The sequence below is a fragment of the Rhodoligotrophos sp. CJ14 genome, assembly GCF_038811545.1.
GTDB classification, from domain to species: domain Bacteria; phylum Pseudomonadota; class Alphaproteobacteria; order Rhizobiales; family Im1; genus Rhodoligotrophos; species Rhodoligotrophos ferricapiens.
Genome location: NZ_CP133319.1, coordinates 2,636,386 through 2,657,880, shown reverse-complemented (window position 1 = coordinate 2,657,880; position 21,495 = coordinate 2,636,386). Strand labels below are relative to the sequence as shown.

Below are 21,495 nucleotides of genomic sequence, written 5' to 3'. Positions count from 1 at the left end.
TCACCCCGGACCTCGTTGCGTGACGGGGTGTGCGCCTTGTGTCTCAATCGTCTGCGGAAATCGTCCACGCCCCCGGTTGTCCTTTATAGCAGATTATTGCCGGCGCATGAGCACCGTTTAGGTGAAAGAGCTTGGGCCGCGGGAATCGAAACAGCAGCCGCGGCTGCTCGCTGGACTGGACACGCTGTCGATTGCCTTGACCCGCAAAATACATGGATTGCGACCCAAAGCTGGCTTTCCCTTCTTTCCTCTGTCTGACGCCACTATAAAGTCTGAATGGTTCGAGTGCTCGAGGGGGCTAAGATTAGTTACGAAGGTACGGTGGGGGATCGCGGTTCTGTTCCGGCGCCCGGTGATTTCGTCGAGGTGCGCACCCGCCTTTGGCTCGTGGAGAGCGTGACGGGCGGAGATGCGCTCGTTCGCGCGCGGCTCGCCTGCATCGATGACGACGCTCAGGGCGAGACACTCGAAGTGCTGTGGCGCGACGAGGTCGACGCCTCCGTTGTCGCGGACAGCCACTTGTCCGTGTTCGAAAACCCCGGGACCGACGACCCGGAGGTGTTCTCGGCCTACCTGCGCTCAATCCGCTGGAACACGGCGACCGCGGCCGACAGGCAGCTCCTCCAGGCGCCATTCAGGGCCGGCATTCACCTCGACGCGTACCAGCTGGTCCCGCTTGCCAAGGCGCTGGCCCTGCCTCGCGTCAATCTGCTGATCGCGGATGATGTCGGCGCCGGCAAGACCATCGAAGCCGGTCTGATCCTGCGTGAGCTTATTCTTCGACGGCGCGTCGATTTCGTCGTGGTATGCGCGCCTCCGTCGATGACCCGTCAATGGCAGGACGAGCTCCAGGCCAGGTTCGGGCTCGCATTCACGATCATCGATCGCGAGTATCTCGCAGCCGTTCGGCGCGAACGCGGCTTCGCCGTAAACCCGTGGGCCTCGGGCTCGCTATTCCTACTGTCTCATTCTTTGGTGACCGACGAAGTATACACCGCCGGGCTCCGCGATCTGTTGAGTGAGTTTCGCGCGCGCTCGTTGCTGATCCTCGACGAGGCGCATCACGCCGCGCCCGCCTCCGGATCGCGCTATGCCGTCGATAGCCAGTTCACGCGCGCGATCCGCGCGCTTGCGGAGCGCTTCGAGCATCGCCTGTTCCTTACGGCGACACCCCACAACGGGCATTCGAACTCCTTCGCGAGTCTTCTCGAAATCCTCGATCCCCAGCGGTTCACGGCCGGCGTTGACGTGCGGCCGGACGATCTGGCGCCGATCATGGTGCGGCGATTGAAATCAGACCTGAAGCGCTTCGGTGAAAATTTCCCGACCCGGCGTGTCGAAGCCATCGTGATCGACGGTCTGCCGCCCGATGCGCCGGAACTCGTCCTCGCCAACAAGCTTGCCGCTTACGACGCGCTCGTCGCCGAGCAGACGCGCAATCTGCCGCCTGCCGCAGTCGCGCGCTCGCGGCTGGTCATGGTCGGCTTGCAGCAGCGGTTGCTATCGTCGATCGCGGCATTCACGTGCACACTCGAAAAACATCGCGGCAGGCTCGAACAGCGACTCTCGGATGGGCCGACCATCGAACCCGTCGCCTCGCTGCTTGAGCCGGTGGAGCTGGAAGACGAGCCCGAAGACGAGGCGGAGGCCGAGGCGAAGATCACCAAAGAGGAGGACGAGGTGGTCGCGGCGATCGACACAGGCATCGGCGACAAGGCGCTCGTTGACGAGATGCTCGACGTTGCCCGCCGCTATGCCAACCGGCCTGATGCCCGCATCGTGAAGCTCGCCGCCTGGATTCGAGAAAATATGACTGCCGCTGGCCATTGGACCAATCGGCGCTTGCTCCTCTTCACGGAATACGAGGACACCCGTCGCTGGCTTGAACGACGGCTGCTAGAGGCGCTGCACGACCTCGATCCGGAGGACCGCATTGCCTGCTTCACGGGCGCGACCTCGACCGATCGGCGCGAAGAGCTGAAACGGCGCTTCAATGCCGATCCTGCCACCGATCCGCTTCGCATCCTGATCTGCACCGATGCGGCGCGCGAGGGCATCAATCTGCAAGCGCGCTGCCACGACCTGATCCACATCGATCTGCCTTGGAATCCCGCGCGACTGGAGCAGCGCAATGGCCGGATCGATCGCAAGCTCCAGCCGTCGCCCGAGGTGTGGTGCCGTTATTTTGTCTATCGGCAGCGCCCCGAGGATCGGGTGCTCGAAGTCCTTGTCGAGAAGACTGAACGGATTCACCGGCAGCTCGGCTCGGCCGGACAAGTGCTATCGGACCGCATCGCAGATCTGCTTGCCCGCAAGGGCTTGCGCGATGCGCGTGTGACGGGGGAGATCGATGCATTGGAGAAGGACCCGCGCGTCGCCAAAGCCCGAGAGGAGATGGACGACCGCGAGGAGCGGCGCATCCAGCGTGAGGCGCGCGAGCTCGATCGAATGCGCAAGCTGCTCGAAGATTCCCGGAAGCGTGTGGGCGTGGAATCGGCGGACCTGAAAGCGGTTGTGGCTGCGGCGCTCGGCCGAGCCGGAGCCTCGCTCGATGCAACGCGCGCTGGCAAGATCGGCGGCACCGAACTGTTTCGGCTCGATCCCGCCGCATCGGTTTTTGGGCACGGCGGGTGGCAGGAGGCGCTCGACGATCTTCGTGTCCGCCGCCGCGGCCGGAGGGAAAAGCTGAAGGTCTGGCGCGCAGAGACACCGTTGAGGGCGATCGCGTTCGAACCGGCGCGCGATCCGGCGACCGGTGTTGATGCTCCCGACGTTCTGCAAGTCCATCTCGAACATCGCCTGGTGCGCCGTCTGTTGTCGCGGTTTCTGAGTCAGGGCTTTACGAGCGGTCTGAGCCGCGTGTGCTCGATCATCGGACCGGGCGCCCAGCCGCGCGTCGTGCTGATCGGCCGGCTTGCGCTCTATGGACCGGGCGCCGCACGCCTGCATGAGGAATTGCTGATGGTGACGGCGGCCTGGACCGAGCCGGATCGGCGCACCAGCCCGCTACGTCCCTTCGGCGAGCGCGGCGAGGAGGCAACGCTCGATCAGCTCGAACAGGCGCTGCGCGAGAACAGAACACCGTCATCGACAATCATCGAGAGGTTGCGTGCCTCCGCGATTCGTGACGCCGGCGATCTGGAGCCGGAGTTGCAACGACGCGCAGAAGCCCGGCGCGCGGAGGTTGCGCGCGAGCTCGTTGCCGTCGGCGAGCAGGAGGCGGAAGCCCTGCGCAAGCTTCTCGTCGAGCAGCGCGAACGCATCGCCAAACGCGAGGCGGCCTTCGATGACCGGCAGCTCAGCCTGGAGTTCGACCAGGGCGAGGCCGAGCAGGCGCGCCGCGACCGCCGCCGCTGGCAGGCGAAGTATGAGCGCCTTGCGCGCGAGACCGCGACGGAGCCGGAGCGGGTGCGGCGCAGCTACGATGTGGTTGCCGACCGGCTGGAGATCATCGGCCTCGTGCACCTCTGGCCGAAGAGTAACTGACATGCCCGTCGTCGATCCGAACCTCGAATGGCTCGGCTATGTCCAGCCTGTCGGCCTCGTCCTCAGCCCGGCCATTCTTGACCGCTACGGCCTCGTCCCCGAGGAGCAGACGCGCGCGGACGGCGAGGCGGTTGCCACCTGTCTCGCCCCAGAGGGCGAGGCGCGAGCCCTCGTCGATCCGTGGTCTTTCTTCTCGCGAATCCTGGGGTGGCGCGAGCATCAGGTGGCCGGCCTGCCAGGCGGTCGGCCGCTTCCGGATGAATTGTCGGTGGCGATCGACGAGGCGGACACGGTCCTCGAGCCGCATTGGGCCATTATCGATCCGGAAGGCCGGCCGACGCTACTCGTCCGCATCGAAGAGCCCGGCGTCGCGCCGGATCAGCGCGGTGCGCTTAGCGGCTGGCAGGCGACGCCGCACCAGAGATTCGAGCGGCTCCTGCGCGAGAACGAAGCCAGCGTGCGCGCCGGCATTCTACTGACGGACGATCAGCTTCGGCTCGTCCACGCGCCCAAGGGCGAGACGAGCGGTTGGCTGTCGTTTCCACTACGCGCGCTGGCGACGGTCGCCGGCCGGCCAATGCTCGGCGGCCTCAAACGCGCGCTCAATGCGGACATACTCCACAATCGGCCCGAACATCAGCGATTGCCGGCGCTCCTGAAGCAGAGCCGCGACGCGCAGGCGGAGGTATCAGCAAAGCTCGCCGAGCAGGTGCTAGGCAGCTTGCACCAGCTGCTGCGCGGATTGTATGCAGCCGATGAAGCGCGGATCGCGCGCCTCGCCAAGGAGCAACCGGATCGACTTTACGGCGGGCTGCTCACGGTTCTGCTGAGGCTTGTCTTCCTGCTATACGCCGAGGACCGCGGCCTCATCCCGTCGGCGACCGAGGAGGAAGCACGCCGTCTGTACGATCAGGGCTACGGCGTGCGCGCGCTGCACGCCAAGCTCACAACCGATGCCGCGCGGTATCCCGACACGATGGACGAGCGCCGCGGCGCCTGGGCGAGGCTCCTCGTCCTCTTCCGCCTCGTCCACAAGGGCGGTGGTGGCAGCTTCATCATGGGCCGTGGCGGCGATCTGTTCGATCCGGCGATCTATCCGTTCCTCCTCGGCCGAGACTTAGCCACCGACCGGATCGCGCCCGCGCCGGTGTCGGACGGCTGCATCCTCGGCGTGCTCGACAAGCTCTTGGTGCTCGACGGTGAGCGGCTCTCCTACCGCACGCTCGATGTCGAGCAGATCGGCAGCGTCTACGAGACGGTGATGGGCTTCACCGTCGAGACGATGAGCGGCCCGGCACTCGCCCTGCGCGGCGGCAAGAATGACAAGGTTCCGGTCTTCGTGAATCTCGCGGAGCTTGCCGCGCTGAAAGGCTCGGAGCGGCAGAAGCGGATGAAGGATGCTTACGACGTCAAGCTACCCGACAAGGTGGCAAAGACGGTCGCGGCGGCGAAGACGCAAGACGAGCTGGAAGCGGCGCTGAAGCCGCGCGTGGACGAGCGCGCGTCGCCAGGCGCAATGCTCAGCGCGCCTGGCGCGCCACTCTTGCAGCCGACCGATGAGCGTCGCCGCACCGGCAGCCATTACACGCCGCGCACGCTTACCGAGCCGATCGTGCGCCATGCGCTGGAGCCAGCCTTCGAGCGGCTCGGGCCCGATTCCAAGCCGGAAGAGGTGCTGTCGCTAAAAGTGTGCGACCCGGCGATGGGCTCGGGTGCGTTCCTGGTCGAGGCCTGCCGGCAACTGGCGGCGCGGCTGGTGAAGGCCTGGACGCGCTGGCCCGAGACGCGGCCGCGCATCCCCGATGATGAGGACGAGGAGTTGCACGCCAAGCGCCTCGTGGCACAGCGCTGTCTCTACGGCGTGGACAAGAACCCGCGCGCGGTGGAGCTGGCAAAGCTTTCGCTCTGGCTCGCGACGCTCGCGCGCGAGCACGAGTTCACTTTCCTCGACCATGCGCTGAAATCCGGCGACAGCCTCGTCGGGCTGGACGCCAAGCAGATCGCGGCAATGCATTGGGATACATCGAAGCCCGGCCTTCCGCTGTTCCGCAAATTCGTGTCGGACCGCGTGACGGAAGCGACGAAGGCGCGCAGCGAGATCCAGTCTGCCCCCGATGACACGCGGCGTTTCATCCTCGAACAGAAGCATCGGGCGCTCGAAAAGGAAGTCGATCTCGTGCGCATTCCCGGCGACGCTGTGCTGTCGGCCTTCTTCGCCGAGGCAAAAGCGAAAGCACGGGAAAAGCACCGCGCCACGGTCGAGAGCTGGATGTCCGGCATCGGCTCGGCGAAATGGGATGAGCTCCGTGCCGCCGCAGCGAGCCTGAGGACCGGCGAGCATCCGGTGCGACCGTTTCACTGGGCGATCGAATTCCCAGAGGTGTTCGCGCGCGTGAATGCGGGTTTTGACGCCATCGTCGGCAATCCGCCTTTCTTAGGCGGAACGAATATTTCAGGCTCGTTGGGCGATCGATATTTGTCTTACCTGAAGGAAAGTGCGGAGGGTGCCGGGAATCGGTCTGACCTTGTCTCCTATTTCTTCCAAAGGACATTTGCGCTCTTGTCCTCGCGTGGAGCCGCCGGTCTCGTCGCGACAAATACGATTAGGCAAGGAGATACGAGAGAAGCTGCGCCTATGTACGTGTTAAGGCACGGAGGCTCCATTTATAGGGTGATCAAGCGCTTCACTTGGCCTGGAGACGCCGCGGTGATCGTTTCAATTGTTCACTTCAGCAAAACCACGATCGCTATGCAGAAGTTCATTGATGGCAGGGCAGTCGATTGTATAAACAGCTTTCTTCTCAATTCGATTCACGACGGCTCTCCTCGTCGTCTCGCGCGAAATCTGGAGAAGACCTACAAGGGGTTGGACATATACGGCTCCGGTTTCCTCTTTGATGATACGGACAAGTCCGGTGCTTCGAATGGGCTGGCTCTCATGGGCCAAATCCAAACGGTGCGGCCGGAATCCAAGGCTCGCATCTTTCCGTACATCGGCGGTCAAGAAATCAATTCGGACCCCAGACACGCTCCTCATCGGTATGTTTTCGATATCAACGATCTCGACGAGCAGAGCGCGCGCCAGCAGTTTCCAGAGTTGATGGAAATCGCCGAACAAAAGATCAAACCAGAGCGCCTGAAGCTCAGGGACAACGTCGACGGGCGACGGCTGAAAGCAAACTGGTGGCGTTTCAACCGAACGCGAGACGAGCTGTTTTCAAAGACCGCGCTGATGCGGCGCGTGATCGTAACATGTCGTGTGTCGCCTCAATTTAGCGTCGCCGTTATGCCAGCGCACTTAAAGTTCGCAGACAGCGTGATTGTGTTCACATTCCCGACGTTTGGGGCTTTCGCTGCGATACAATCGCGCGCTCATGAATTCTGGGCTCGTTTCTTTGCTTCTTCGCTGAAGGATGATCTTCGTTACACCCCGTCTGACTGCTTCGAGACCTTCCCCTTTCCGGCAGGCTTCGAGACTTCCCCGGCACTCGAAGCAGCCGGCCAGGCCTATCACGACCACCGCGCCGCTCTGATGGTCGCTCGCAACGAGGGGATGACGAAGACCTACAATCGCTTCCACAATCCCGACGAGCGCGGCGAGGACATCGTGCGCCTGCGCCGACTTCACGCTGAGATGGATCGTGCCGTGCTCAGCGCCTACGGCTGGGACGATCTCGCCGAACGCGCCGAGCCGATCTTCCTCGACGAGACCAACGAGGACGACCACACCTACCAGGGCCGCCTGTTCTGGCCCTCCGCCTTCCGCGACGAAATCCTCTCCCGCCTCCTCGCCCTCAACGCCGAACGCCACGCCGAAGAAGTCCACCTCGGCCTCGCACCCGGCGCGACGAGGAACGACGACGGATCAGACGATCGGGGGGACGAGGAAGATGGCTGATATCATCGTCTTTCATACGGCTTGGATGGCCAAATATGATGGCGATCGTGCGAGCTTGAGCGCCGGCGGCTTCAAGTTTGCTGCCGAGCATGGCTATGGCCATGAGATGTACAACTTTCGCGACGTCGATGGTCGCTATTATGGCTATGTCCCGCCCACCGGGACGTTGCATTTCGAAAACCACTTTTCAGTCCCGAAGAACACCGAAACATTGGATGGCGTCACTGTCGTGTGGACCGCCCCACATCCGGAGCAAGGAGGGCGCGCTGTGGTCGGCGTCTGGCGTGATGCGATAGTCTATCGGCACGATCAGGAACCGACCGGTGCGCTCGCGCGCCGCCGCAAGATCGGTACGGAGATTGCTGGCTACCGCTGCATGGCAGAGGCGAGGAATTGCGTGCTTCTCCCTCCCGAAGCCAGGCCGATATTTGTGCCATCTCGTCAGGCTCGCGGTGGCGAGTCATGGCCCGGACAACAGAAAGTCTTCTATCCCAAGCCGAAGTCACAAGCCCTCCGGCGGCTCACCGAGATTCTCCGGGACATCGATCTGCGGAGCTGGTCGGGTGCCAAGGCTTCGCATAACAGCAGCAGAAAAACAGGAGTTTCCGGCTGGCAAGCTGATGTAGAGAAGCGCCGGCGGATTGAGGTAGCCGCCGTGAAGGCTGTGGGGCGCCATCTGGAAGGCTTAGGATTCACGATCGAGTCGGTGGAGAAGGATAACCTCGGCTATGATCTGGTTGCAACTCGCGGCGATGAGACCTTGCACGTCGAAGTCAAGGGCCGGTCCGGCAACGATGTGGCCGCGGAGCTGTCGGTCAACGAGTTCGATTGTCTGAGCCGCTACCAGCGCCTTCGCAATCCCGAAGGGCACTACCGAATCGCTATCGTGACCGATGCGCTCGGCAAGGCGGTCATCCGCGAGTTCGTCTTGGTGCGGGGGCGGACATCGCGGGAAAATGCCTGGTGGACCCTCGACGGCCAATGGCGTCTCCAATTCGAGGAACGCAAAGCGGCCAGATTGACGGCAGTTCCTGCCGATTCGGTGCAAAAATGAGCAAGGCAGAGACGATCCGCATCGGTAGGCTGGGCAAGAAAGAGCTTCGTCTTGTGCGGAAGGACGGGCGCTTTTTCGGCCTCGCCCATGGTAAGGTCTGCGTCGAGGGCGAGAAGGCCGACGACGTGTGGCGGCAACTGCACGATGACGCCGGCAAGGGCGATCCGAAGTATTTCGGCTTCGAAGGCGCCTGGGCGCGGTTCCTGCGCTTCTTCCCGAACGGCTTCCATTCAGCCGGCTACACGAACGCGGAGCGCGACTACAAGATTGCTGCCAAGCAGCGCCTCGATGAAACGGCGCCACTCGAACAGGCTGTCACCGCCTCCGGTTTGGGCGAGCCGGTCCTTGCTGTTTTTCGCGCGACAAACCTGCTGTCGCCGTTCGAGAAGGTGCGTCTCCAGGACGTACTGCGCGGGCCGGCGGCAGACGAGTTCATTCGGGCCGCGGCCCGCTTTACGCTGGGCGAGGGGAAGCCGGCGCTCGTGCAGATGGAACGAGCGCTGAAGCCGCACGACAACGCGAAATGGACGGTTGCAACCTACCTTCCGTTTCTGTGGCGGCCGGAAGAGCACATGTTCCTGAAGCCCGAGGTCACTAAAGACTTCGCGGCCCGCGTCGGGCATCGCTTTGCGTCGGACTACGAGCCGCGGCTAAATTTTGCCGTTTACGAGAGCCTCCTCGACCTCGTGTCGAAAACGGCCGCCGAATTGGTAGAACTCAAGCCGCGGGACCGCATCGACGTCCAAAGCTTCATCTGGGTCGTCGGCGACTACAAAGAGGACAGCGAGCAATCGCAGCCATAACTCCTCTAGGCCATGCCGAACCGATGATGCCCGATCCGTCTACCGTTCTCCGCGATCTCATGAGGGGCGAACCAGTACAACTCGGTACGCTACCTCATGACCACGGCATCTATGCTTTGCACGACCACACGGGAACGATCCGCTACATCGGGATCACGAAGTCGATCGAAAGCGGCTTCTTTGATCGGATTCATAATCGTCACGTGACCGGCTCGGAAGGCCGGAGCCACAAATTCTCGCATGCCTACAACACGGGCCGCATGTGGCGTGTGAAGCGAGACGTAAGCCCGGACGCTTGTTTGGCAAAGCGTTTGCGCACCGAGTTCATTAGACGCCGTTGCCGAGCAACGTTTGTGACATTGCCGCAGTCACTTTGGGCCGAATTGCCGAGGCTGGAGATCGCCGTTCAGGCGCTGGCGCCCAGAAGCATGCTCGATTGGGGAGGGAAACGCGGCTTTGCACCTTTGTCCGAACCAACCGAGCTGGTCGATGCCTTGCTCGACGATCTACGCTTCACGCCTGACCAACGTGCGGCCGTCGAGCGACAGGCGGCGTTGCATGGCGCTCGACTCGCGGCCGATTGATCGAGGCCTCACCTCACTTCTTCTCAAGGACGTCATTCAGCGATGCGACGCCCTCGCGCTCCAGCAGGGTGTCGAGACGCACATCGCTCCGATAACCTGCAGCGAAATCATCCCCGTAGATTTGGCGGCGTGTACCCCACGCTTCGCGCGGGTGGTTCCATCATTGTTGCGATGGCGGCCATCCAGGCCGGGCTATTTGGGACGTGGCATTTCGGCAACCTTTCTCCGGAGTCAGGTGAGCCTGTGCAAGATAATCTTGCAAACCATGATTCGCAAGGCTATATCTTGCCGGTAGGAGGCAACCATGGCTAATCCTTTGATCGGACAGCGCTTGAGGGTTCTGCGGGAGGAAAAGAAGCTCTCGCAGGACGATCTCGCGCGCCTGTTCGGCTTCAAGGACCGCCAGACGGTTTCCGCCATCGAGACTGGCGAGCGCCGGCTCTCGGCTGATGAGCTTCTGCTAGCCGTCCGGGAGCTTGGCGCCCCGCTGGACTATTTCACCGACCCGTTCCGCCTCGTCGGCGAGGGGCGCTTCAACTGGCGACAATCTAATGTGCCGCCGGCCGTGCTCGGTGCTTACGAGCGTGTTGCGGGCCAGCTCATTGCCGCGTTCCGCACGCTCGGCACAGAAGTCGGCGAGAAGCCGCCGCTGGAACGCCGATCGCTCCGGCTGACCAAGAACTCGCGCTTCGAAGATGCGGCCGAGGCCGGCGAACGTTTCGCGACCGAGCACAAGCTCGGTGATGTCCCCGCACGACGGCTGCCCGAGGTGATGGAGCGTGATCTCAACATTCTCGTGCTGATGGTCACGCCCAGCCATCACGGCGTTTCGGGCGCGGCATGCCGTCTTCCCGATCTCGATGTCGTGCTCATCAACCGCGACGAAGTGCCGGGCCGCCGGCACTTCGATCTAGCGCACGAGCTCTTTCACATCCTGACCTGGGATGCGATGCCGCCGGTCCATGTCGAGGACGTAACTGAAACCGGCGGCGCCAATCGGGTCGAGCAGCTCGCCAACGCCTTCGCTTCGGCTTTGCTGATGCCGGCGCGCACTGTCCAGGCCGCGCCCGACTGGCGCAAGCTTCGCGGCGACGCGCTGGTCGCTCAACTCAACGCGACGGCCGATCACCTTGAAGTGACATCTACGGCCTTGATGTGGCGGCTCGTCTCACTCGACCTCCTCGACAAAACTGAGGCGCGTGCTGTGCCGGCGGATGCCATTCGCAACAATGGCCATCCTACCGGGCTCTTTGCTGACAATCGTGCTGCTGAAAGACCGCCATTGTTCTCGAAGCGCTTTGTCGAGATCGTCGCTCGCGCCATAGAGGAGGGACGCGTCTCTGTCCGCAAGATCGCAAGCCTGCTCGGACTTTCCGTCGATGACCTAGGCGATCTCTTCGCTGCGCACGGCGTCCCGGCGCCTTACGAGCTGTGAGGCAACGGTGGCGCGCTGGCGGGGGCCTGTTCTCGTGGACACGAACGTCATTATCGAGGCGTGGCGTATCGATGCGTGGCGGGCGCTCTGCGGCGGCTACGCGCTCGAAACAGTGGAGGAGTGCGTGATCGAAACTCAAACCGGCTACCAGAATCGCCGGCCGGAGCAGCAGATTGATCGGGAAGCGCTCCTCGCGGGCCTCAAAGCGGTGCACAAGGTCTCGGACGCCGAGCGCGCCGCCGCCCTCATCCGCGACGGCGAGATCGCCATGCTCGATGAGGGCGAGAAGGCGCTTTGGGCGCACGCGCTCGCCCGTTCGGATGCCTGGGTGCTCTGCGGTCCCGACAAAGCGAGCTTGCGCATTGGCGTGAGGGCAAACCTGCGCGACCGCCTCGTTTCGCTTGAGCGTCTTCTCGATGAGGCCGGTTTCCGCCCGAAAACGCCACTCAAAGGCGCGTATCGTCAAGACTGGTTGAGCCGAACGCTTGTCGAGCTCGCGCAGCGCGAAGGGAAGATCGCATGACGGCGACAACCTCAACCGATATCCGCGCGCGCCTCATCGAGACATTGCGCCGTGACCTGATCGGCCCCGGGCCGCAAGATGCGGACCTAGCTCGCGAGCAACTCAAGGAGAAGCCGTCGGGCTGGTACGTGACCGGCTATCTCGCGCCTGTGCCAGAGCCGAGTGGGCCTTCTGCCGAGATTCCAGAAGAGGGCGAACTGTTCGAAGAGGGTGACCCGCTTGTCGGCGACGATCTTGGTGCGGACACGGACGCCGGACCTGCACGCGCGGCCGATGACGCTCAGGAAGACACACCGCCCGCGGTGCGCATTCGAGCGCCGTCGTCCCTTGGTCTCACGGTTTTGCTCGCCGCGTCGGTACGTGAGGTTGAGGTAAACCTCTCCTGGGGCGACTACATCACAGTGCCTCCGTTGAGTGAGGAGGAGTTGCTCAGCGACAATGCAGACGCGCCAGAGGTCGTATGGGACCGCGTACCTGGCAACGAGACTCTGAAGGTGCCTGTCCCCGCGGATGGAAAGCGGACCACCATCATCGTTCCAAACTCCGGTGGCGCACAACGGCCCTCGGGTGCGCTTCAGCTGGAGCTCCATGCGCGTCCCTATGTAGTAACCGAACCCGACGGCACCAAGCGCAGCCTTCGCGTGCTGACCGTGATGGCCGTAAATCGCCGCAGCTCTGTGCGCCGGCGCTACCAAGACGTGACCTATGCTTTCCAGGTCAGACTCTCCGTACGCTCCGAGGCGGGGCTTCATCCGCGCGCCAACATGCGCGGGTTCGGCTCGAAGGACATCGACGAGGCGATCGCCGATCTGCATTACCGGGACGTTTGCGAGTACGCGGTAGGCGTGAACACCTCTGCTGATTGGAAGGCGGATCCGGAGGGCGTCGTGCGCGAGGCCGCAACGGACTACTTGCCGACCGCTGAAGTCGAGCGGGTCGAGCCGAACGAGGACATTCCGAACGTCGTATTCGGAATGGAGGCCCTCGCCGATCTCGCGCGAACCGGACCCGACGATTTGCGGCGCGCGCTCGAAGGTTTGCCGGCAGCGTATGACGCGTGGATTGCAGCACAAAGCGGCGAAGTCTCGAGAATCCCTGGCGCGCCGCGGCAGACCACTGCGCAACGTCTCGTCGATGCGGCCGGCGCCGCAAGCCGACGCATATCCGAAGGCATTGCGCTGCTCGCGAGCGATCAACACGCGCGGCTTGCCTTCTGCGCCATGAATGAGGCAATAGCGCGCGCCAATCGCCAACGCGCGGCAGGTTACGGTGGCGATCCAGCTGCTCAGAAAGCGCCCAAGTGGCGACCGTTCCAGCTCGCCTTCATCCTTTTGAATCTTTCGGCACTCCAGGATCCGCTGCACGTCGATCGTGAAGCCGTGGATCTGCTCTTCTTCCCGACCGGTGGCGGCAAGACCGAAGCCTATCTCGGCCTCGCCGCCTGGACCATCGCGCATCGGCGAATCACGAATGGCGGCAAGCTCGGGGCGGGCGTCGCGGTGCTGATGCGCTACACGCTGCGTCTTCTGACGCTCGACCAGCTCAGCCGCGCAGCCGGCGTTATTTGCGCACTTGAATTGATGCGCGGCGAGGCAGCTTGGCGCGAGGGTGAACGGAACAAGCTTGGCGACTGGCCGATCGAGATCGGGCTTTGGGTGGGAGTTGCGGCGACGCCGAACCGTTTGGGCGGGCGAGGCAACACCGGACCGGAAACCGCAGTCGGACGCGTTCGCCGTTACAAGCGGGATGGTCGTGAAGCCCCGGCACCGATCAAGACTTGCCCTTGGTGTGGGGAGCCCTTCACCCGCGATAGCTTCCGTTGCACGCCGAGCGATCTCGCGCCCCAGAACTTGGAGATCGGCTGTGCGAACTCGCGCTGTCCCTTCGGCTCGGGTAAGCCGCTACCAGTGTTGACCGTTGACGACGCCATCTATCGGCGTTTGCCTGCATTTCTCATTGCCACCGTGGACAAGTTTGCCGGCTTGCCGTTCGTCGACAAGGTCGGCGCTTTCTTCGACCACGTCGATCGCGAGGACGAGCACGGCTTTTATGGCGCTGCCGAACCGGGGGTTGGACGCAAGCTGTACGGCAGCGCACGGCTGCTGCCTCCTGCACTGATCATCCAGGACGAACTCCACTTGATCAGCGGCCCCCTCGGGACTGTGGCGTCGCTTTACGAGATCGCCCTGGACCGTTTGGCGTCGCGCCAGCGCGGTGATCGAATCGTCAGACCGAAGATCATCGCCAGCACTGCAACCGTCCGTCGTGCCGACGCGCAGATCAAGGCGTTGTTCGACCGCCCGAAGACAGCCATCTTCCCGCCGCCCGGCCCGGACCGTCGCGACTCCTTCTTTGCCATCACGGTGCCGGCGGCCAACAGCCCTGGCCGCCTCTATGTCGGGCTTGCCGCACCCGGCAAAGGACCGAAGCTACTGTTCCTGCGCGCCCTAACAACGCTGCTCGCGGCCGGCGAAAGAGAGAAGCCGCTGGGCGACGCGGCCGATCCGTACCTGACGGCTCTTTGTTACTTCAATGCCTTGCGCGAGCTCGGCGGCGCGCGCCGCATCGTTGAGGACGAGGTGAGGGCAAAACTCGCCGATTACGGTACACGTCGCCGGCGGCTGAATCCGAAGGATCAGCCCTTCGAGAACCGCGAACTCCGCGATGTACTTGAGTTAACGTCGCGCGAGAGCACCGACAAGGTTGCCGCCGCCAAAGATGCACTTGCGCGCTCGGTCTTTGCTCCGAACGGCGTCGATGTGGCGCTTGCCACCAACATGATCTCGGTGGGTCTCGACATTGGCCGGCTCGGGCTGATGGTCGTGCAAGGCCAACCCAAAGCCGCCGCCGAGTATATCCAGGCGACGAGCCGCGTGGGCCGTCTCGCCGAGAAGCCGGGCCTCGTCCTCGCGCTGCTCAACGTGCACAAGGCGCGCGACCGCCTCCACTATGAAGGATTTCGCCAATTCCACGCCTCCTTCTACCGCACCGTCGAGGCAACGAGCGTTACGCCATGGGCCGCGCGCGCGATTGACCGCGCTTTGGCGCCAAGCGTCGTCTCGCTCGCCCGTCATCTTGAACCACTCCTCGCTGAGGAGCGCGCTGCAGCCAAGGTTGGCGACCATTCATATCTGCGACAGGCGATTGCGGATGAGGTCGTGCGTCGCGCTCAATCAATGAACGTCGTCGGCGGGCTTCCAGCGCTTCGCCAGCAAGTCGAGGATTTGATCGATCTCTGGAGCAGGCTAGCCGCAGAAGCGACGCAGAACGGAGGCCGTTTCTATTACGGATATCCGGTGGGCGAGGCGCTGGTGCGTGACCCGCTGTCGCCATTGCTGAAGGCCAGCGGCCCCGAATATGGGCGCTTCAAGGCGTCACGTTCTATGCGGGATGTGGAGCACGTATCGTCGGTCGAGATTCTCGATCCTTTCGGCAATGCGCTGAACTAAAGGGGCAAGGCATGGCCGAAAACCAAATTCGACTGAGCCAGCTCATCGGCTACTATGGCCCCGGAGCGATGCTCGATCTTCCCGATCGATCCGTGCTCGTGATGGGACTCGACCACTGGGACCAGCGCAGCGGCGCCTTTCGTCTCATCGAAGAGCCGCGACTATCGAGACTTCTGCGCTTGCGGTTACAGGACGATAACCGGCTCGCAACGAGCGGCGAACCGCAGTTGCGGACGCCTCCGCTGGATGTACGCGACCCACGGAGGGTTTCGCCCAAGATAAGAGCAGCAATCTTTCCTCGTTGGTTCTTGTGCGACGCGGCACCGGGCGACCCGTCGGATCGGCGACGGCTTGTGCGCTTCCAGCAGTTGGAAGCTCCCAAGCGAGTTGACTATCGGGGTGACGACGGGAAGCGCCGGCGCGTATCGCCTATTCGGTTCGTCTGCGGATGCGAGGACGGCCATCTTCAAGACGTTGATTGGCGCCGCGTGGTCCATCAAAATACGCCCGGCCGCGAAGGGTGCCAGGAACCACTCTGGCTCGAGGATGGCGGAACAACCGGCGATCCGCGTCAGACGCGCGTGTATTGTGAATGCGGCGCGTCGCTCTCATTAAACGATCTTTTCCAGCCGGGTCGATTGGGCCAGTGTCGGGCAGAGTGGCCTTGGATCGACAATGGTCGGGACCCGAATGGCTGTGGTCACATGCTTCGATTGCTCACGCGAAGCGCGACGAACACCTACTTTCCGCAAGTTACCCGCGTCATTTCTCTTCCGGCTTCGGTTGACCAATTGGCAGAGCTTGTGCGGAGCGTGTGGTCGGCATTACAGACGTGTTCCTCGGCAGAGGACGTTAAGCTCGCGCGGCGCTTCAACCCTCAGGTCGCGGCGACCTTGGAAGGATATTTGGATGACGAGGTTTGGTCGCGTATCGCTGTGATGCGGCGTTCCGACGATCAGGAGGATCAAGCGGAGAATCCGCGCCTCGCGGAATTCGCGATGCTGGCCAGTGGCCAACCCGTTATCGGCACGCCAACTCCCGACGCGTTGCTGCATGCCGAAACGCTTCCAAGGGCCATATGGGACCCGAGCAAATCGCTCTTACTGGGGGGCATCTCTTCACTAGTGGCAGTCCACAGGTTGCGAGAAGTGGCCTGTCTGTACGGCTTCACGAGATTCGAACCTGCTCCAGTTGTTACCGAAGAGTTCGAGGATGTTGGCCTTGCCGTGCGGGGCGCGCCACTTGCCCGCAATCCCACGTGGCTGCCCGCAGTCGAGCAGTTCGGCGAAGGTCTTTTTCTCACGCTTGACCGCAACGCGCTTCAGGGCTGGCGTGACCGACCGCAGGTGAAAGAGAGAATAGCGGCGCTAGGCATCGGCGCCGACCGATGGCTCCAGCAGCGCCGTCAGCGGGGAGAGAACATTTCCGATAGGGCCATTCGTGATCAGCTTCGTCCCGAATACCTGCTTGCCCATTCTCTTGCGCATGCATTGATTACCGAGGTCGCCATCGATTGCGGTTATCCCGCTAGTTCGATTCGTGAGCGCATCTACATCTCTGCGGGATCTGGTACTGCGATTCCAGCGGTTGGCATCCTGATCTACACCGCCTCGGCGGGGAATCAGGGCACGCTTGGTGGTCTCGTCGAAGTAAGCCGCCGTTTTGCGCAGGTCCTAGAGAATGCACTTGAAAGGCAGCGATTGTGTTCGGGTGATCCTGTTTGCGCAGATCACGATCCCGCAACAGCAGCCGACGATCGCACACTTCACGGTGCCGCCTGCCATGGATGTCTCGTAATCGCCGAGACCAGCTGCGAGGCGCGAAACCTCTTTTTGGATCGTGCGCTCTTGGTCGATACCGTGGGACCGTCAGGTGTAGGCTTTTTCTGAGTACGCCACTCCGGAAGAAATAGCGTCCAGTTGAAAGGACAATCGGCAGCAGCGATAGATGGAGTTCGCCCATTTCGTGCGCCACTCGTTATGACGCGATGAATTTTCACCGGGCGCGATGGCGTCGCGCTCCAGGACCGCCTGAAACAGGCAGCCCTCTTCGTGAGTGAATTTGGGAATTCTAGACCGGCGCAGTATGGCGCACCCAACAGGATTCGAACCTGTGACCTCCACCTTCGGAGGGTGGCGCTCTATCCAGCTGAGCTATGGGTGCATGCCGTGTTGCTTACGTGGTGCTTACGCGAGCTTCTTGCGAGTGAGAAGTCTCTGAGCACTGACCTCGCAAGTCGTTATTTTTCAAGCCTCTTTCGATCTCCTTTCCTGTACGATCACGCTTGACACGTGCCTTCGGAGGGCAGCGCTCTATCCAGCTGAGCTACGGGTGCCTCGCCTCATTGCGGCGGACCATAACCCAAGCGCCCGGCTTGGACAACAGCCATCACGCATCAGCGCCAGCAGGGCGCGGCCTCAAGGCCTTAAAGCCTTGGGGCGCCGAGGCGTTGCGCGGCTCAATCGATCACGTCTTCGAGCTGGTATGCCCCGCGCAGATCCTCGATCTCGAGGACCCACAAATCGCTGTCGCGCGCGCATTGGCGCTCGATATACGCATCGGCCGCCGGCTCATCGACCGGCTCTGGTCCGGTCGCTCTCATCCAGCCGCGCTTGCCTTCCATGGTCACCGCTGCGGTGAACACGCTACAATTGTCGCGGCCGCGATAGATCTTGACGAGGATCGAGCCTGCGTCCGGATCACCCTTGCGCACGACCGCGGCAGGAATGGCCGCGGCGCTGCAGAGCCTGATCTGGGCATTGATCCACACCGCCGAGCGAATGCGCGGCGGGGGCGAAAGATCGTCACTGTGCAAGGAATTTGGCCTGCCGACTCTGCATCATCACGGGGAGGTGCCCAAGCGGCCCGGCAAGCGCTCGCGCACCTTACATAAGGCGAGATGTAGTCTTGGTCGGCTGATTCGTCCAGGACAGCCCAGCGTCCGATATCCGCACACCATACCCGTCCGCAAGGCTCGGCGTTCCCAAGTGACCAGAAAACGCCACAAGGGCCAGTCCCATATTGATCAGGAATAGCGCTGCGATCAGCAGCATGAGAACTCTTTTGTCCTGATTGACGGCTTTTGTTTCTGTTCGCATGTTCGCGCTCTTGTCGCTTCCCATGATCGACAGTAACCGCTATTTCCATGAAGAGTTCCTGAACGCCGAGGGCTGCTGCTCGCACGAATTCTTGAGACGATCTCGCCCTGGTTAACGATATGCTGCAGCGGCCCCGCGGCCTGGCATCGGCGGTGGAAAGTGGCGATAGGCCCTCCTCGCTTTCACGTGGCAAAGAGAAAGATCAGGTGGCATAGTGCGCGCCGATGAACATGCCTGCCCAAAATACTGCGCTCTCACCTGCTGACCGTCTCTATCTCATCGACGGCTCCGGCTATATTTTCCGCGCCTATCACGCGCTGCCGCCGCTGAACAGGAAGAGCGACGGAATGCCCACCGGCGCCGTGCTCGGCTTCTGCAACATGCTCGCGAAGTTCCTCCGCGATATGCAGAATGGCGACAAGCCGACCCATCTGGCGGTGGTGTTCGACTATTCGGCCAAGTCTTTCCGAAATGATCTTTACGCGGATTACAAAGCGCATCGCCCCGACCTGCCAGAAGATCTGATCCCGCAATTCCCGCTCATCCGTCAGGCCGTGCACGCGTTCAACGTGAACTGCATAGAGATGGAGGGCTATGAGGCCGATGACATCATCGCGACCTATGCGCGGCTTGCAGCCGATGCGGGTGCATCGGTGCGGATCGTCTCGTCGGATAAGGATCTCATGCAGCTCGTGCGCCCGGGCGTGGTGATGTATGACCCCATGCCCGGAAAGGAAAAAGTCATCGGCGAAGCGGAGGTGCTGGAAAAATTCGGCGTGCCGCCATCAAAGGTGATCGATGTGCAGGCGCTCGCGGGGGACTCGGTCGATAATGTGCCGGGCGTTCCAGGCATCGGCGTGAAGACCGGGGCGCAGTTGATCAGCGAATATGGCGATCTCGAAACCCTGCTGGCGCGCGCCCATGAAATCAAACAGCCCAAGCGCCGCGAGAAGCTCATCGAATTCGCAGAGCAGGCGCGCATCTCGCGCCAGTTGGTCACGCTCAAAGACGATGTGCCCCTCGAGGTGCCCGTCGGGATGCTGACGGTGCGGGATCCAGATCCCAAGGCACTGGTCGGATTCCTGAAGGCGCTCGAATTTACCACCCTGACCCGGCGCATCGCTTCCGCCTTGGATGTCGATGCCGAGCAGATCGAGCCGGTTGCCCTGAAGCTTGAGTCCTGGACGCCGACGCTGGCGCTGCCCACCAATGCGCCGGATGTCAGCACGCCTGCACAAGCCGCAAGGATCGCCGCCGTTGAACGGGTCACACCCCAGGCCGGGGCCGACCGGCAAGCGGAACTGGTGCGCTCGGTGCCGTTCGATGCCTCTCTCTATGAAAAGATCGAGACCGAGGCACAGCTGGATGAGTGGATCAACGTGATCTACGCCCGAGGCTATGTCGCACTCGATCTCCGGGTTGGTGGCGGTGATCTGATGATGTGCGATATTGTCGGCATCGCGCTCAGCACGGGTCCGGGTCGGGCCTGCTATGCTCCTTGCGGTCATAGGGCATCAGCCGGTCTCGATTTCGGCGGGCAGGACATTGCCCAGCTCTCGCGGAAGGATCTTTTGGAGAAGCTGAAGCCGGTTCTCGAAGACCGCTCCATCATGAAGATCGGGCATGACATCAAGCTCGAGGCGCTGGTGTTCTCGCGCTACGGGATCGAGCTTGCGCCGATCGATGACGTGATGCTGATGTCCTATGTCCTCGATTCCGGGCTCAACGGCCATAGTCTCGAGGATCTGGCGGGCAAGCAATTCGGCCACCAGCCGGCAGCCCTCAAAAGCCTGCTCGGTTCCGGCAAGGCGCAGCTGACCTTCGATCTGGTCGGGCTCGATGGGGCCTCGGCCTATGCCTCCGAACGCGCGGACCTGACCTTGCGGCTATGGCTCATGCTGAAGGCGCGGCTTGCGGCCCATGGCGTGACATCGGTCTATGAGACCTTGGAGCGGCCGCTGGTGCCGGTGCTGGCACGCATGGAGCGCGAAGGCATCATGGTTGATCGGCAGGTGCTGTCGCGGCTGTCGGGCGAGTTCGCGCAGATCATGGCAGGGCTCGAAGCACAGATTCACGGGGCCGCGGGTGGGCCGTTCAATATTGGATCACCGCAGCAGCTCGGTGCCCTGTTGTTTGACCGAATGGGCCTTCCCGGCGGCAAAAAGACCAAGACGGGAGCCTGGAGCACCGGGGCGGACGTATTGGAGGCGCTCGCAGCGGAGGGGCACGAATTGCCGAGCCTGGTGCTGGAGTGGCGCCAGCTCTCCAAGCTCAAGAGCACTTATACTGACACGCTGCCCAGTCATATCGACCAGCAGGGGCGAATCCACACGAGCTTCGCGCTTGCTGCCACCAGCACCGGCCGGCTCTCCTCATCAGAGCCCAATCTTCAGAATATTCCGGTGCGCACCGAGGCGGGCCGCAAGATCCGCACAGCCTTCATCGCGAGCCCCGGTCACAAGCTGGTCAGCGCCGATTACAGCCAGATCGAACTCCGGGTGCTCGCCCATATGGCTGACATTCCGCAGCTGAGACAGGCCTTCTCCGACGGGCTCGACATTCACGCGATGACCGCGTCGGAAATGTTCAACGTGCCGATCGAAGGCATGGACCCGATGGTGCGGCGGCGGGCGAAGGCCATCAATTTCGGCATCATCTATGGTATTTCCGCTTTCGGTCTGGCGCATCAGCTGGGCATCCCGCGGGAGGAGGCCAGCGATTACATCAAGCGCTATTTCGAGCGCTTCCCCGGTATCCGCGACTACATGGAAACCACCAAGGAGACATGCCGGCGCAACGGCTATGTGGAAACGGTATTCGGACGGCGTTGTCATTTCCCAGGAATCAATGTGAAGCACCCTTCGGAGCGGGCCTTCAATGAGCGGGCGGCGATCAATGCGCCGATCCAGGGTTCGGCGGCCGATATCATCAGGCGTGCCATGATCCGCATGCCAGTAGCGCTCGAGGCGGCAAGGGTGCCAGCGAGAATGCTGCTGCAAGTGCATGACGAGCTGATCCTGGAGGTGCCGGACTCGGAAGTCGAGCCGACAATCGAGGTGGCCGTTCGGGTCATGGAGGCAGCGGCCGAGCCGGCGGTGCGGCTGAGGGTGCCGCTCAAGGTCGACGCGAGGGCCGCCGACAATTGGGAAGCAGCACATTGACAGG

Annotated in this window: 11 protein-coding genes and 1 tRNA gene; 10 read left to right on the top strand and 2 right to left on the bottom strand. The window is 62.6% G+C overall.

Features of this window, described 5'->3' with window-relative positions:
- The first annotated feature begins 276 nt into the window (after positions 1 to 276).
- The 9 genes from drmD (at position 277) to RCF49_RS12295 (ending at position 17,121) form a co-directional block, all read left to right on the top strand.
- Entirely contained in the window at positions 277 to 3,486 is a 3,210-nt protein-coding gene (gene drmD / locus RCF49_RS12335; protein WP_342640181.1) for a DISARM system SNF2-like helicase DrmD, read from the top strand.
- Between the two features lies 1 nt (position 3,487).
- Positions 3,488 to 7,384 (top strand): Eco57I restriction-modification methylase domain-containing protein, encoded by a 3,897-nt coding sequence (locus RCF49_RS12330; RefSeq protein ID WP_342640180.1) that lies wholly within the window; start codon positions 3,488 to 3,490, stop codon positions 7,382 to 7,384.
- Positions 7,377 to 8,438, top strand: a complete 1,062-nt coding sequence (locus RCF49_RS12325) for a protein NO VEIN domain-containing protein (RefSeq protein WP_342640179.1) — start codon at positions 7,377 to 7,379, stop codon at positions 8,436 to 8,438. The genes RCF49_RS12330 and RCF49_RS12325 overlap by 8 nt, the downstream gene beginning before the upstream one ends.
- Complete coding sequence (locus RCF49_RS12320) at positions 8,435 to 9,241, top strand: hypothetical protein (protein WP_342640178.1); 807 nt, start codon at positions 8,435 to 8,437, stop codon at positions 9,239 to 9,241. Before RCF49_RS12325 ends, RCF49_RS12320 begins: the two co-directional genes overlap by 4 nt.
- 23 nt (positions 9,242 to 9,264) lie before the next feature.
- Positions 9,265 to 9,825: a hypothetical protein gene (locus RCF49_RS12315; protein WP_342640177.1), complete on the top strand. Its 561-nt coding sequence runs from the start codon at positions 9,265 to 9,267 to the stop codon at positions 9,823 to 9,825.
- A 304-nt stretch (positions 9,826 to 10,129) separates the two neighbouring features.
- Positions 10,130 to 11,260, top strand: coding sequence for an XRE family transcriptional regulator (locus RCF49_RS12310; protein WP_342640176.1), 1,131 nt, complete (start codon positions 10,130 to 10,132; stop codon positions 11,258 to 11,260).
- A gap of 34 nt (positions 11,261 to 11,294) precedes the next feature.
- Complete coding sequence (locus RCF49_RS12305) at positions 11,295 to 11,783, top strand: hypothetical protein (RefSeq protein ID WP_342640175.1); 489 nt, start codon at positions 11,295 to 11,297, stop codon at positions 11,781 to 11,783.
- Positions 11,780 to 15,232 (top strand): DISARM system helicase DrmA, encoded by a 3,453-nt coding sequence (gene drmA, locus RCF49_RS12300; protein ID WP_342640174.1) that lies wholly within the window; start codon positions 11,780 to 11,782, stop codon positions 15,230 to 15,232. Before RCF49_RS12305 ends, drmA begins: the two co-directional genes overlap by 4 nt.
- An 11-nt stretch (positions 15,233 to 15,243) precedes the next feature.
- On the top strand, positions 15,244 to 17,121 hold the full coding sequence (locus tag RCF49_RS12295) for a DUF1998 domain-containing protein (RefSeq protein ID WP_342640173.1): 1,878 nt from the start codon (positions 15,244 to 15,246) through the stop codon (positions 17,119 to 17,121).
- A 197-nt stretch (positions 17,122 to 17,318) separates the two neighbouring features.
- Here the strand turns inward: RCF49_RS12295 and RCF49_RS12290 are convergent.
- Positions 17,319 to 17,395, bottom strand: a tRNA-Arg gene (locus RCF49_RS12290).
- A gap of 295 nt (positions 17,396 to 17,690) precedes the next feature.
- Entirely contained in the window at positions 17,691 to 18,047 is a 357-nt protein-coding gene (locus RCF49_RS12285; protein WP_342640172.1) for a DUF1491 family protein, read from the bottom strand.
- A 513-nt stretch (positions 18,048 to 18,560) separates the two neighbouring features.
- Here RCF49_RS12285 and polA point away from each other — a divergent pair.
- Positions 18,561 to 21,491 (top strand): DNA polymerase I, encoded by a 2,931-nt coding sequence (gene polA / locus RCF49_RS12280; RefSeq protein WP_432807399.1) that lies wholly within the window; start codon positions 18,561 to 18,563, stop codon positions 21,489 to 21,491.
- The last annotated feature ends 4 nt before the right edge of the window (positions 21,492 to 21,495 follow it).

Coding starts and splice junctions, on each gene's coding strand:
- drmD (WP_342640181.1), top strand. CDS start 277: ATGGTTCGAGTGCTCGAGGGGGCTAAGATTAGTTACGAAGGTACGGTG.
- RCF49_RS12330 (WP_342640180.1), top strand. CDS start 3,488: ATGCCCGTCGTCGATCCGAACCTCGAATGGCTCGGCTATGTCCAGCCT.
- RCF49_RS12325 (WP_342640179.1), top strand. CDS start 7,377: ATGGCTGATATCATCGTCTTTCATACGGCTTGGATGGCCAAATATGAT.
- RCF49_RS12320 (WP_342640178.1), top strand. CDS start 8,435: ATGAGCAAGGCAGAGACGATCCGCATCGGTAGGCTGGGCAAGAAAGAG.
- RCF49_RS12315 (WP_342640177.1), top strand. CDS start 9,265: ATGATGCCCGATCCGTCTACCGTTCTCCGCGATCTCATGAGGGGCGAA.
- RCF49_RS12310 (WP_342640176.1), top strand. CDS start 10,130: ATGGCTAATCCTTTGATCGGACAGCGCTTGAGGGTTCTGCGGGAGGAA.
- drmA (WP_342640174.1), top strand. CDS start 11,780: ATGACGGCGACAACCTCAACCGATATCCGCGCGCGCCTCATCGAGACA.
- RCF49_RS12295 (WP_342640173.1), top strand. CDS start 15,244: ATGGCCGAAAACCAAATTCGACTGAGCCAGCTCATCGGCTACTATGGC.
- polA (WP_432807399.1), top strand. CDS start 18,561: ATGCCTGCCCAAAATACTGCGCTCTCACCTGCTGACCGTCTCTATCTC.